Origin of the sequence: Rufibacter ruber (assembly GCF_014138425.1) — a bacterium.
Taxonomy (GTDB): Bacteria; Bacteroidota; Bacteroidia; order Cytophagales; family Hymenobacteraceae; genus Nibribacter; species Nibribacter ruber_C.
Window position 1 is genome coordinate 154,571 of record NZ_JACJIQ010000004.1, and the last position, 13,575, is coordinate 168,145.

Annotated in this window: 11 protein-coding genes; 9 read left to right on the forward strand and 2 right to left on the reverse strand. The window is 50.9% G+C overall.

The genetic code is table 11. From position 1 onward, the window contains the following. Nucleotides 1-149 precede the first annotated feature (149 nt). Complete coding sequence (locus FHS90_RS06260; RefSeq protein WP_182512398.1) at nucleotides 150-1,142, forward strand: AAA family ATPase; 993 nt, start codon at nucleotides 150-152, stop codon at nucleotides 1,140-1,142. Between the two features lie 253 nt (nucleotides 1,143-1,395). Beyond that, nucleotides 1,396-1,746: a hypothetical protein gene (locus FHS90_RS06265; protein WP_182512399.1), complete on the forward strand. Its 351-nt coding sequence runs from the start codon at nucleotides 1,396-1,398 to the stop codon at nucleotides 1,744-1,746. Between the two features lie 342 nt (nucleotides 1,747-2,088). Here FHS90_RS06265 and FHS90_RS06270 read toward each other — a convergent pair whose 3' ends face one another. Both FHS90_RS06270 and FHS90_RS06275 read right to left on the reverse strand, forming a co-directional pair. Continuing rightward, the gene (locus tag FHS90_RS06270; RefSeq protein WP_066837935.1) at nucleotides 2,089-3,456 is read right to left on the reverse strand and encodes a beta-helix domain-containing protein; all 1,368 of its coding nucleotides are present in this window, start codon (nucleotides 3,454-3,456) and stop codon (nucleotides 2,089-2,091) included. Nucleotides 3,457-3,488: 32 nt separating this feature from the next. Further along, the gene (locus tag FHS90_RS06275) at nucleotides 3,489-6,290 is read right to left on the reverse strand and encodes a TonB-dependent receptor (RefSeq protein ID WP_182512400.1); all 2,802 of its coding nucleotides are present in this window, start codon (nucleotides 6,288-6,290) and stop codon (nucleotides 3,489-3,491) included. Between the two features lie 290 nt (nucleotides 6,291-6,580). On the opposite strand from FHS90_RS06275, the gene FHS90_RS06280 reads away from it, so the two are divergent. The 7 genes from FHS90_RS06280 to FHS90_RS06310 all read left to right on the forward strand — a co-directional run bounded on the left by FHS90_RS06280 (nucleotide 6,581) and on the right by FHS90_RS06310 (nucleotide 13,568). After that, nucleotides 6,581-7,222, forward strand: a complete 642-nt coding sequence (locus FHS90_RS06280) for a heme exporter protein CcmB (RefSeq protein ID WP_066837952.1) — start codon at nucleotides 6,581-6,583, stop codon at nucleotides 7,220-7,222. A 132-nt stretch (nucleotides 7,223-7,354) separates the two neighbouring features. Continuing rightward, nucleotides 7,355-8,020 carry a cytochrome c biogenesis protein CcsA gene (ccsA, locus tag FHS90_RS06285; protein ID WP_066837932.1) on the forward strand — a complete coding sequence of 222 codons (666 nt, stop codon included), beginning with the start codon at nucleotides 7,355-7,357 and terminating at the stop codon, nucleotides 8,018-8,020. Further along, complete coding sequence (locus FHS90_RS06290) at nucleotides 8,007-8,279, forward strand: CcmD family protein (protein ID WP_241499083.1); 273 nt, start codon at nucleotides 8,007-8,009, stop codon at nucleotides 8,277-8,279. Before ccsA (FHS90_RS06285) ends, FHS90_RS06290 begins: the two co-directional genes overlap by 14 nt. A gap of 146 nt (nucleotides 8,280-8,425) precedes the next feature. Continuing rightward, nucleotides 8,426-8,851: a cytochrome c maturation protein CcmE domain-containing protein gene (locus tag FHS90_RS06295; RefSeq protein ID WP_066837948.1), complete on the forward strand. Its 426-nt coding sequence runs from the start codon at nucleotides 8,426-8,428 to the stop codon at nucleotides 8,849-8,851. Nucleotides 8,852-9,003: 152 nt separating this feature from the next. After that, nucleotides 9,004-11,601: a cytochrome c biogenesis protein CcsA gene (gene ccsA, locus FHS90_RS06300; RefSeq protein WP_066837929.1), complete on the forward strand. Its 2,598-nt coding sequence runs from the start codon at nucleotides 9,004-9,006 to the stop codon at nucleotides 11,599-11,601. 616 nt (nucleotides 11,602-12,217) lie between these two features. Then, a complete protein-coding gene (locus FHS90_RS06305; protein WP_066837925.1) occupies nucleotides 12,218-13,030 on the forward strand; it encodes a Rossmann-like and DUF2520 domain-containing protein in 813 nt (270 codons plus the stop codon). Between the two features lie 208 nt (nucleotides 13,031-13,238). Beyond that, the gene (locus FHS90_RS06310; RefSeq protein ID WP_082893747.1) at nucleotides 13,239-13,568 is read left to right on the forward strand and encodes a 2Fe-2S iron-sulfur cluster-binding protein; all 330 of its coding nucleotides are present in this window, start codon (nucleotides 13,239-13,241) and stop codon (nucleotides 13,566-13,568) included. Nucleotides 13,569-13,575: the final 7 nt, after the last annotated feature.

Below are 13,575 nucleotides of genomic sequence, written 5' to 3' on the forward strand. Positions count from 1 at the left end.
GCCCTAAAACAGAACGGGTAAAACAGAGTGGTAGGGGGAGGCAAAGGCGCGGGGCAGAAATTTTTGAAACACCGGACGCTTCCTAATATAAGGGGTAGGTTTGCTCTATGTGCCCCAGATTTCCTACCTTAGCTTTTTAACTTTTTGAAATGCAGACCGACGAACTTACATACCAGGAGAGAATTCGGGAGCACCAGCTTAAGATCAAGCAGGTGTTCAGAGAGATGGGCAAGGTGGTGGTAGGGCAGCAGTATATGGTGAACCGCCTGCTCATTGGCTTGTTTACCAACGGGCATATTCTGCTGGAAGGGGTGCCAGGTTTGGCCAAAACCTTAACTATTAATACGCTCGCCAAAGTACTGCACCTTGATTTTCAGCGCATTCAGTTTACGCCAGACTTATTGCCCTCAGATTTGGTGGGCACCATGATCTATAACCAAAGCTCCAGCGCCTTTGAGGTAAAGAAAGGCCCCATCTTCGCCAATCTGGTGCTGGCAGATGAGGTGAACCGCTCCCCCGCCAAGGTGCAGAGCGCGCTGCTGGAGGCCATGCAGGAGAAGCAGGTGACCATAGGCGAGAAGACCTACCGGCTGGACCTGCCCTTTCTGGTGCTGGCCACCCAAAACCCCGTGGAGCACGAGGGGACCTACCCGCTGCCGGAGGCGCAGGTGGACCGCTTCATGATGAAAGTCTACGTTGATTATTTGTCTAAGGCAGATGAACTGGAGGTTATGCGCCGCATGTCTAACCTGTCATACACCAGCACGGTCAACACCATTCTCACCAAGCAGGACATCTTTGACATCAGAAACGAAATCAACCAGGTGCAGATTTCAGAGACCCTGGAGCGGTATATTATTGAGCTGGTGTTTGCCACCCGTAAGCCGGCAGATTATGATTTGACTGATTTTGCCCAATACCTCCAGTTTGGGGTTTCGCCGCGGGCGAGCATTGCCCTGAACCTGGCCGCCAAAGCCGTCGCTTTCTTTGATGAGCGGGACTACGTGCTGCCAGAAGACATTAAAGAGATTGCCTCAGATGTGTTGAGCCACCGCGTGATTCTCAACTATGAGGCCGAAGCCGACAACGTGAAGACCAAAGACTTTGTAGAAGCCGTGCTCCGCAAGGTGCCCATTAGTTAAGACACCTTCCTTTATAAACAGAAAAGACAGCCTTTGGGCTGTCTTTTCTGTTTTGGGGCTGTTTTGGCCAAAACAGCCCCAAAACAGAAAATCTATTCACCGTGACTTTGACCTGTTTGGTGGCGCTGTAAATTATTAGACTGCCGTTTTTAAGCCTTTAACCTGTAGAAACCGGGGCTGGTCTAAAGTTTCTGTACAGGATCACACTTCCGTCTACCTTTGAATCACAAACCCCGCAAGAACTATCTGAATCATGAAAAACTTTACCCTTGCTCTCCTCTTGACACTTTCTGTTGCCGGCACCTCTATGGCAAAGGATCGTCCGGGGGCAAAAGGGAATACCACTATCCTGTCGCAGCAGTTTTTCAACTCGCTAAAGTTGACAGAGATGCAGTTCATCAGGATCAAGAATCTGGAGAAGGTGCGGGAAATGGAGTTGAGAGAGGCAGAAGCAGTGGTAGCCAGTGATGATTTGGCCTTGTACGTGGCAGACATTGACATCAGGTTTGAAGACAGTCTGTTAAAGTTGCTAAGGGTTGATCAAAAGGCGGCATATCTTGAGTTCAAGATGGCTACCCAGAAACAAGAGGCAGTAATGCAATAATGAGTTTATAGTTTGGATGAACCTTAGGGCACCCGTATGGGTGCCCTTTGTGTTTTACAGGATTTGCCATGTGAGGGAGGTTGCAAAATAGAGCCCCATACTGCCATGGACAGGAACAGTAGCAGGGTTTTTCTGTTTTGGGGCTGTTTTTCTGAAAACAGCCCCAAAACAGAAACTCTTTTAAGCTGGTTATAGGGTTCCCTCTGGTGGTGGTAACAGGAAAATGAAAAAGCCCGCCATTGCTGGCGGGCCCCCTGCCCATGAGAGACTAAGTCATGGGCAAAGTGATTGGTCATCTTTATTTCTCACCCATATTGATGGCCAACCTTTTCTTTAGACAGATTAGTAGTCAGTGTTTTTAGGGTCAAAGTTGGCCCATCCGGCTGTCCAGTCCTGACCGCTTGCGAAGGCGCCAATGTATGTGCCCGTAGTAGTAAAGAAGCTTGGCATGCCTGTGAAGGAAGCGCCTGTCTGCAGTTGCGTACCAATTGAGAAATTAGGACGGGTTGTCTGGTTGAAAGAACCTGAGATGCCCAAGGTAGCGTTGTCTGCAATAACTTGATTTGCTTTGGCAGTTGCGTTAAACCAGGTGGCTACGTCATAGGTTCCACCTGACTCAACTGTCAGTGCTTTGCCGGCTGGTACTCCTGAGATAACTGTATTTTGGATTTTGAGGGTGCCGGCGGTTGCATTTGCCTGCGTTTTGGTGCCGTCTAATAAGAGACCAACCGGCCAGCCTGCAAAGAGAGAATTATAAACAGAGATGTTGCTGTTTCTTCTAATGTGCATTGCTCTCTTGAAGTTGGTATTTACAGTGGTGTTGGCCGTGGCCAGTGGGCCAAACAAGCTTACATTAGAAAACACGGCAGAGGTTTTTGGGGTGTTGTCTGTGCCGTCTGCGTCTCCATCAGACTCAAAGCCGTTAGAGCCAGAGGCATCTGCTGAAGCTGGGTCAGAGATACCTAACAGGTACTGCATGTTTCCAGAGTAGCCATTGTCTGTGTCAAACATATCATCTACCGTCTTATAAGCAATCAGGTATTTCGCGTTTACGGTACCTCCAAACATCTCATAAGAGTCATCACCGCAGAAAGAGACCTGGATGTGGTCAATTTGTGTGCCGTTGCCTACCCCTCCAAGGGTCAGGCCGTTAATCTCATTGTCTGGTTGGAAAGCAATACCAGGGAACTCAATGCGCACATAGCTCAGCACGCCAGAGTTGTCAGCGGCGTTAGTGCCACCATAAGGACGGTTCACACCGCCTTCAATTTTTGCCTTCTCACTTGGCAGGTTAATGGGTGCTGCTCCTAAGATGATGATGCCGCCCCAGTCACCGGGGTTGCGGTTTCCCTTAGCTTGGTTGGAGGTAAAGACAATTGGGTTCTGCGCTGTACCCTGAGCCATTATTTTGGCACCGCGTTCAATGATCAACGTTCCCATTGATACTTTGTCCCCTTTGATCACCGTACCAGGCTGAATGGTAAGCGTGGCCCCAGCTTTTACGTAGACAAAGCCTTTCAGCAGATATTTCTTATTTGAGGAGAAGGTTACGTTCTCATCTGTTGAGCCTTCAATTGTAGCTACACCGTTCGCTTCTGTTACGGTGAATTGTTCTTTTGGAGTGGTCTCGCCACCGTTGTCATCATCCCCGCAGGCGTAGCCAACGAACATCACTGCAAAAAGGAGAGCGAGCTGTTGTAATTTTTTCATTTGTTTTCGTTTTAGTTAAATGGGTATTGTGGTTAGAATTTGTAAGTGATGCCAAGGGTAGAGTAAGAGCCTCTCTTAAAGTCTTGCACAGTCTCGTCAATGCCTGTGATCTTAGAATCTTCATTTGAATCCTGGATCAAGCGAACCTTCTGGTTCAGGATGTCCTGAATACCGGCCTTCAGTTCAAAATGCTTTCCTAAGCCCTTGGTTACTGAGAGGTCAAGAATGTTGCGAGGCATTTCATAGATGGTGGGGTTGGCATAAGAGCCTACAGCCCATACACGCTGGCCTACCACGTTGTAAAGGAGGTTGACTTGCAACTGGCGGTCTGAATCCTGATAATACAGACCCGCATTTACCACGTAGGGTGACTGACCCATCATGGGGCGGGAGGTATTCTTTAGCCCAACAGCAGCTTCTTCAGAAAGCTTCACGTCACTTTTGATCAATGAAGCGTTTAACAGGATAGAAAAGCGGTCTAAGAAAGGAGAGGCTGTGAGGCCGGTAAGAGACTTGCGGGCCTCAAGTTCAACCCCGTAAGTAGTGGCGCTGGGAGTGTTGGTATAGGTCAGCGAGTTGCCCATGTTGGTGACCTCAAAGTATTTCTCAATAGGGTTGATGAAGTACTTCCCAAAAACACCCACTGATAAAAGTTCTGTCTGTGATGGGTAGAACTCGTACCGCAGATCAGCATTATAAATGGTGGAGGTTTTCAAGGGTGCCCCAGACTCTTCAAACAAAGTAATGAAGTTGTAGTAGCTGAAAGGGGCCACCTCCCTGAATTGAGGGCGGTTAAGGGTAATGCTGGCGCCAGCCCGTAGCATAGACCGTTTGTTAAACTCAAAGGTCATGTTGGCAGACGGCAATACCCGTAATACCTTGTCTTCAAACGTATATACTTTGCTGAGGGCGTTAAGGCTTTCCAGGTTTTGGTTGTTGTACTCCAGACGGGCGCCTCCAGAAATTGAGAGTTGCTCAGTTATAGGCATTGCCCCCCCCACGTATCCGGCTATGAGCATATTAGAAGCCGTGTAAGAATCTGTTGGGTTTGTGCCCTCTACAATTGACCAGCCAGTGGTAGGGTTGATGTTCTGTTCAGCAAACACCTCATTTAATGGAAGGTAAATGAGATTGTTGTCAAACGTGTTGGTGTTAGAAGGCCGGTAAGAAAGGAAGCGCGCGTCAAAGTCGCGGTTTTTCTTCTCAACATAGAAGCCTGCTCTGATTTTAGGGGCGTTTTCTGAAAGTGAGTCAGCCGGGTTGAACTTATGCTCAATCTGTGCAGAAGCGGTATAGGTATGTTCATTCAAGTCTGAGTAGAAACGGCCGGCATCTGCCAGGGAGGGTGTCTGCTTATAGGCTACTGCAAACTTGTCATTTGTGCCAATGTCACGCTGGGTGCGCAGGCGGCGGTAGTCAGGCTCATTGCGGTTTGTATAAGAGTAACCGCCAATCCAGGTAACGGTTGTCTTCAAATTGTTAATCTCATGGGTTCCCTGCAGCTGGCCGGCATAGATGGAGCGGCTTTCATACCGCAGAGCATAGTTTTGTTGCTCTAGCCCATTTGCGTATTCAAAACCTCTTCTGTAAAGAATTGAATTAGAACCCAGCTGGTTGAATAAGTTGCTGAATTCAATTCTGTTGCGGTTGTTCAAACGGGCAGTCCAGTTATGCAGAATGCCAAGGCGGCTGTTTTGAGTTGAGGTCTCATCTATATAAATGAAGTTTAAAGGGCTTTTCCCGGCAGACTCATCAAAGTCAAGATATTTGACACGGGTTCCTGAGGTGAACAGGCGGGTATTGCTGTAAGAAATGGCAGTCACATTACTGAACCGGATATCTTTCACATCCAGCACACGGGTCATGCCTACAGAAAACCGCATGTCTGGAAGCGCCTTGCCTGGGTCTCCTGTCCAGGTGTTCGGCAGCTGGCGGCCCATCTCAGTTAACTGCTCAGGTTGTTTCTGGTTAATGTTTCCTTGAAAGCTGGAAGGGAGGGCACGGTCACCGTTATCAAAGCCTAAGAAATCTGTATTGCTGCCTGGCGCTGAAAGGAAGTTGCCAAAGGTGGTATTGCCGCGGTAAGAAGCAGAGATGCCAATACTGGTGGTGTTCTCATCTGCGAAGTTTTTTGTATACACCTTGATGACCCCTCCCCCAAAATCGCCCGGAAGCTCAGGAGACCCGTTCTTGTAGATCAAGATGCGGTCAATCACGCTGGTAGGTAACACATCAAAGGAGAAGGCGCGGCTGTCTGGTTCAGTGCTTGGGGTGAGGGCGTCATTCAACATCACCGTGTTGTAGCGCTCGTTCATTCCCCTGATCACAATGTAGCGGTCATTCATGATGGTCACGCCCGGAATCCGTTTCACGGTCTCGGCGGCGTCCCGGTCAAGCGATTTGGCAATCTGCTCCCCAGAAACCCCACTTACCACTACTTCACTCTGCTTTAGCTCATTAATGAGTGCAATGTCTGTGTTCGTCTGCCGGGTGCCCACAATGGTCACCGCATTGAGGCTGGTGCTGGCCGTTTCTTCTATCTCAAAATCTACCGTGGTAGTTTTGCCCGGCTCCACTTTGATGTTCTCATAGGTGGCCTGCTTGTAAGAAACGTAAGAAACGGTGATTTTATACATGCCTGGCTGGGTCTTTAAGTTGAAGCTGCCGTCAATGTCTGTGTTTGCCGCCGTTCCGGTTCCTGTGATAAAGACAACGGCCCCAATAATAGGTTCGCCGGTTTTTTTGTCCTTAACTTTCCCTGCCAGGGTGCCTTGCTGGGCATAGGTAAAGCCCGCGGTGAGAAGAAGGGAGAGGGTGAGTAGTAACGATTTCATTTGGTAACTTTTAGTCTCGCTGCAAAACTAGAGCGACCACTTTACCCCATGATTAACCCGTTATTAATCTATTGTTAAGCTGAAAGCTGAAATATTACCTGAATGTTAACAGCCTGCCTGCCCCTTGGCTGTGGCCTTTTAAAAGCTGTTTTTGGCCTGATTTCCTAAAAGTAAGCCGAAAACGGCCCCATGTCATGTTGATTCATGAGTAAAATCATCTCCCTGCAATCATTTGTGTTGTACCTTTGCCCAAAATTTAGACCGTGCTGCTCAAAGAGGTAACATATTTAATGCAGAAAGACTTTGTGCTGGAGTGGCGGCAGAAGTATGCGTTTAACGGCATGCTCCTGTACGTGGGCAGCACGGTGTTCATCTGCTATTTGAGTTTCAGCCTCCGGTTTGGGGCCCTGGAGGTGCCGGTGTGGAACGCCCTGTACTGGATCATTCTGCTGTTTACAGCGGTGAACGCTATTGCCAAAGGCTTTGCGCAGGAAAGCCGCGGGCGGCTGCTCTATTATTATAGTGTGGTGAGTCCGCAGGGGGTGATTGTGGCCAAGATGCTGTACAATGCGGCACTCATGCTGGTGCTGGCGGTGTTGTGCTTCGGGTTTTATGCGGTGGTGATTGGGAACCCGGTGCAGGATGTGCCCATGTTTCTGCTCACCATTCTGCTGGGCGCGCTGGGGTTTGCCGCGTCGCTGACCATGATCTCAGGCATTGCGGCCAAAACCGCCAACACAGGAACACTGATGGCGGTACTGAGTTTTCCGGTGATGGTGCCCATGCTGCTCATGCTCATGAAGATGTCTAAAAACGCCATTGACGGCCTGGACCGGTCTCTAAGCCTGGACGAAGGGCTGGTACTGCTGGCCATCAATATGATTGTGGTGACGGTGTCTTACATTCTGTTCCCATATTTGTGGCGCAGCTAAGGCAAGCAAAGCCCAGGTTGTGCGTTGGTAAGGAGTAGAGAAGGGGGCTGAGGCGCTCTGTTCAACAGGGCAGAAAGTAGTTTTACTGGAAATAAAGTCTTGTAAATAGACTTCTGAATAAATAGAAAAGGAATGAAACTAAGCTGGTGGAAATGGCTGACCGTTGCCTTGCTGCTGTACACAGTGGTGGTGGGGTTGCTGAGTGAGGTGCCACGCCTCGCCATTCTGAATGAAACCATCCGGAACCTGTACTTCCACGTGCCCATGTGGTTTGGCATGATCCTGATCTTGCTGGTGTCAGTGGTGTACTCTATTAAATACCTGCGCAACCCGCTGCTTAAGAATGATATTGTGGCGGTAGAGGCCGCCAAAGTGGGCATTCTGTTTGGCGTGCTGGGTATTGTGACCGGCATGGAGTGGGCACGTTTCACGTGGGGCGAATTCTGGAGCAATGACCCTAAGCAGAACGCCTCTGCCATTGGGCTGCTGATCTACTTCGCCTATCTCATTTTGCGGGGCTCTTTTCAGGACCACCAGCAGCGCGCGCGCATCAGTGCCGTGTACAATGTGTTTGCCTTTGCGGCCTTGATCCCGCTGTTGTTTATCTTGCCGCGCCTCACAGACTCGCTGCACCCGGGCAACGGCGGCAACCCCGGTTTCAACTCCTATGACCTGGACAGCCGCCTTCGGGCCGTGTTTTATCCGGCCGTGATAGGCTGGACCCTGCTGGGGGTTTGGGTGGTGACCTTACGCACCCGCTTAGAAGTACTAAAGCAACGGTTCTATGAAAATGCATAAATGGATTCTGGTGCTGCTCCTCACGTGGGTGGCCGCTTTCTCAACCCCTGCTCAGGCACAGCCGCAGGAAACCAACACGGTAGAGTTTTCCGCGCAGGCGCCAAACGCCTCTTCCCCAGAAATGGCTGATGTCATGCGCCGTGACGGTAAAATCTACATTGTGGTGGCGGTGCTGGTGACGGTGCTGCTGGGGGTGCTGTTCTACCTGATCAGCCTGGATAAGAAGATTGGGAACCTGGAGCGGCAGTTAAAGCAATAATTTCTGTTTTGGGGCTGTTTTTCTAAAAACAGCCCCAAAACAGGAGAAGAATTTCTACTTAGGTAGAAAAATAGGTGCGCAAAGCGGATTTAAAAGTAAAGAAGCATTGTTCCATCATCGGCGAAAGCCATCATACTTATTACAAGATGAAAAGAATACACATTATTGGGATTTTGGTGATTGCCGTGGCCATTGCCATTATCATGTCCACCGCCTCAGATGCCAGTGTCTATGTTCCGTTCAATGAGGCCAAAGCCCGCGCCCAGGAAGGCGACAACACCAAGGTGCACGTGGTAGGCCGCTTGAAAAAAGATGCCAAAGGCCATATTGTGGGAATGAAATATGACCCGGTGCTGGACCCCAACTACTTCTCTTTTGTGCTGGTAGATACCAACAGGGTAGAGCAGCAGGTAGTGTACTACAGCCCCAAACCGCAGGATTTTGACCGCTCTGAGCAGGTGGTCATCACCGGCAACATGCAGGGCGCTACCTTTGTGGCAGACAAGATCCTGCTGAAGTGCCCTTCTAAGTACACTGAGAACGAGGTGAAAGTAGAGACGGCAAGCCTGTAAAAAAAGTTCTGAGTCGTGAGTTTTGAGTCCTGAGTAAAATCAGGCCATGCTTCTGTACTCAACATTTTTCTTGAATAATAAACAGAGTGGAACGTTTTGGTTTTGGGTGATCTGACTCAGAACTCAAGACTCAGAACTCAAGACTATTACAAATGGTTAATACTTTGATAGGTGATTTAGGTCACTACAGTGTGATTCTCGCCTTTGTGGCGGCGCTGGTATCCTCCCTGGCGTATTTCTTCTCTACCAACGCGGCTGAGCTTTCAGCAGAGCATGCCTCCTGGCGCAAGTTGGCCCGTGGCGCCTTCTATGTGCACGTGCTGGCGGTATTGGGCATTGTGTTCTGCCTTTTCAATATTATTTACGAGCACCGGTATGAGTACCATTACGCGTGGAGCCACTCGTCTAACCACCTGCCGGTGCATTACATGATTTCCTGTTTCTGGGAGGGCCAGGAGGGCTCATTCCTGCTCTGGATTTTCTGGCACGCACTGCTGGGGCTGGTGCTGATCCGGTTTGGGAAGAAGTGGGAAGGGCCTGTGATGGCGGTTTTCTCGTTTGTGCAGCTGTTCCTGACGTCTATGATCCTGGGCGTGGTGATTGGTGACCTGAAAATTGGTTCCTCTCCGTTCATTCTCATGCGTGACTTCATGACAGAGGCGCCCGTGTTCCAGATGGACCCCAACTTTGTTCCCAAAGACGGTACCGGTCTGAACCCGCTCCTGCAGAACTACTGGATGGTGATTCACCCGCCGGTGCTGTTCTTAGGCTTTGCCGCTACCCTGGTGCCGTTTGCATTTGCCATGGCTGGCCTTTGGCGCAAAGACTTCTCTTCCTGGACCAAGCCTGCCTTGCCTTGGGCGCTGTTTGCCGCCGTGGTCCTGGGTATTGGAATTATGATGGGGGCCTACTGGGCCTATGAAACCCTGAACTTTGGCGGCTACTGGAACTGGGACCCCGTGGAGAACGCGGTATATATACCATGGCTGGTGCTGGTGGGGGCTATTCACACGCTGTTGGCCTACCGCAAGAGCAGAACCGCGCTGCGGGCTACGTTTATCCTGTTCATCACATCGTTCCTGTTAGTCTTGTACGCTACTTTCTTAACGCGTAGCGGTATCTTAGGAAATGCCTCTGTCCACTCGTTTACAGACCTTGGCCTTTCTGGCCAGCTGTTCACTTATTTGGCGGCATTCCTGGTGCTCTCAATAGGTTTATTGATGTACCGTTGGAAGAAAATCCCGGCTACAGACAAAGAGATTGCTACGTATTCTGGGGAGTTCTGGGTGTTCATTGGCGCCGCTGTATTGTGTCTGGGAGCCTTCCAGGTGCTGTTTACCACCTCCATCCCGGTGTACAACTCATTCATGGGCTTCATTGGCGTGAAAACCAACGTGGCCCTGCCCGCAGACCAGATTCAGCACTACACCAACGCGCAGCTGTGGCTGGGTGTGGCCATTGCCATTCTGTCTGGTACGGGGCAGCTGCTTTGGTGGCGCAAGCAGAACGCCGGTGAGAAGCTGTCTCAGGTGTTCATGCTGCCGTTGATGCTCACGTTCCTGTTCACCAGCCTGATCCTGCTTCTGGGCAAGCTTGGGGTACTGGATAGAATTGACACGCCTAAATACATTGTGTTGCTGATCACCGCGCTTTACGCCATCTTCAGCAACCTGTCTATTGTGTTTGGGGTGCTCAGAAAGCGGGTTTCCATTGCCGGTGGTGCGGTGGCACACATTGGGGTGGCGCTCATGCTGCTAGGGATTCTGTTCTCAGCGGGCTACTCTAACATCATCTCCAAAAACATGTCAGGCATGGTGTATGCCCGTGAATTTGGTGACGAAATCAACCGGGACAATGTGCTGCTCTGGAGAAACGCCCCCACAGACATGGGCCCGTATACGGTAACTTACAAGGGGCAGTATCTGGAAGTAGAAGGCCTGCCGGAGTACGTAAACAAGCAGCAGCTTTTCAGGATCGCAGATGAATTCAAAGCCATTGCCCGCGGTCCGCTGAAAGACGGGGACAAAGTGGTGTACACAGCCGGTGACACCGTGAATATCTATCCGGAGAACACGTATTACCAGGTAGAATATAAGAACCGCGAGACCAAGGAAGCCTTCTTGTTATACCCACGGGCACAGGTAAACCCTGAAATGGGGCTGTTGGCCTCACCAGATATCAAGATGTTTGGCACCAAAGACCTCTACACCCACGTATCTACCATCCCAGACCCGGAAGAGGAGAAAGAGTGGAGCGAGCTGAAGGAGTACAAGGTCAAAATGGGCGACACCATCTTTGTGAATGATTACGTGGCGGTGCTGCACGGCATTGAGCCAGCCAAAGACACCCTGCTGCTGAACCTGGGGCCAAATGATGTGGCGGTGCAGGCAGACATGCAGGTGTTGGGCGAGAAACGCACCTACCACGCGCACCCCATCTATGCCATCAGAGACAAGATGGTGGGGCGCGTTCCAGAAGAAATTGAGGACCTGGGGCTCCGTATCATGCTCATGAACATTGACCCTGAAAACGGCGAGTTTACCATTGGCGTGAATACCACCCAGAAAGACTACATCATTCTGAAAGCCATGGAGAAGCCGTTCATCAGCATTCTCTGGATTGGTACCTTGGTGATGAGCCTCGGGTTTGTGATGGCCATAGTGCGGCATTACAAAGACGGAAAAAATAATCCTGTGTCAACGCTAACCGGAAAAGGAGCCGCCGTTAAACGCGAGAAACAGTTGGTTTAACCTTTCTTCTAAGTTTATAAAACAAGGCCTCGGAGGTTTACTTCCGGGGTCTTTTTTTGTGCTTTCCGTTTTTGGCCTGTTTTGGGCAAAACAGCTCAAAAACGCAAAAGCGGCATTCCCTCTCCCGGGGGGGGGAGGGCTAGGGAGCAATACTGGCTATGAAACAAGGGCAGTTGGCGCAGACGCACGTAGGAGCTGCGCACGCTACGAGGTCTTTGAGCAGTTGATGAGGATGGATTGCTAAAATTTGAATTTGGAAATAGAACTGGCGCGAGACTGAAGTCTCGTGACTTGGGATGAAGCGAGTCTCCGGACTTGCCGGAAACCACAAGGAGATAAACGGGTGTCTGGAGACTCCGCCCATCCATCGGCATGAGTCTGGAGACCCGGGCCAAGTGTAAATTGTGGCGAAAGGCTTGCTTATGTATATCAGCACCTACAACTTGAACAGCATTTTCCCTCATCCTACCCTTCTCCCAGGGGGAGAAGGAACTCCGCAGATGCGTTTATGAGCTGTTTTGGCTAAAACAGGCCGAAAACGCAACTTCCATCTCAACTAAAGCCAAGAGGCCGCAGAAGCTGTTATCTTAGCGCCGTTTCAAATTCAGGATTAAGCATGAAAATAGGCATTATTGGCGCAGGGAACGTGGCCACGCATCTGGTAAAGGGGCTGGTAAAGGCTGGTGAAGAGGTGACGGTGGTGTACAGCCGTACCTTGGGCTCTGCCCAGGAACTGACACAGGCTCTTCCTTCGGCGGCAGCCACAGATTCCCTGGATTTCCTGAGCGCGGCTCCCGCCGATGTCTATTTGATAGCGGTGCCTGACCAGGCGGTTCAGCCAGTCTTGCAACAAGCCGTTTTTCCGCCGGAGGCGCTGGTGGCGCATACGTCAGGTACGTTGCCGCGGGAGGCGCTCAGCACTTTAACAGGTGTAGAGACGGGTGTTTTTTACCCGCTGCAGACGTTCAGTAAGGAGAAGGAGGTAGATTGGGCGCGAATTCCCATCTGTGTGGAGGCTTCTTGTGACGCAGCAGAAAACCAATTGCTGAACCTGGGGCGGGCTCTGAGCCAGCAGGTGGTGAAAATGGCCGGGGCAGAGAGAAAGCAACTGCATGTGGCAGCAGTGTTTGCGTGTAATTTCACCAACCATCTGTGGGGGGTGGCGCAGGAAATTTTGCAGAAGGCGGCGCTGCCGGTAACCCTGCTGCAGCCATTGGTGCAGGAAACTATGCACAAGGCGTTTCAATTCAACCCTTTTGAGGTGCAGACCGGGCCGGCCCAGCGCGGGGACCAGGACACCCTGGAGGCCCATCTGCGTTTGCTGGCGCAGACGCCGCAGTACCAGCAGCTTTACCAGGCCCTCACCGCCAGTATTCAAACTACAGCTGGCCAGAAAGCAGATGCGGGCAAGGCGGTGGGTAACCCTTAGCCGCCGCCGCAGTAAAGTAGGAGTAAGCGTGTTTTTTCTGTTTTGGGGCTGTTTTTCAGAAAACAGCCCCAAAACGGCAAAGCTGGTGCGGGAGAAGGCGATGGTTTGGGTGTCTGATTGGGTCCTGTTTCCCGGTTCCCTTAGGGAAACCGGCTGTTTTGATTAGGGCGCGGCTATGCCTACCTTTGCACCTTTAAAGAATACTGACATGAAAGTTGTTACTATTACATATAAGTTTGTAGACGGCAAGCCAGATGAGACCCATTTGGGGGCAGAGGGCGAGTCAGTGCTGGACGTGGCCCTGAACAATGGCATACAGCTGCAGCACAACTGCGGCGGGGTGTGCGGCTGCAGTACGTGCCATGTCTACGTAGAAAGCGGCATGGATGACCTGCCCGAGATCTCAGATGCCGAGGAGGATTTCATTGACCGTGCCGTGAACCCCAGAATCAACTCGCGCCTGGCCTGCCAGTGCGTGGTGCAGGGAGGCCAGGATCTGGTCATCACTATTCCCAAGCAGGACTTCCTGGGGCATTAATCTGTAG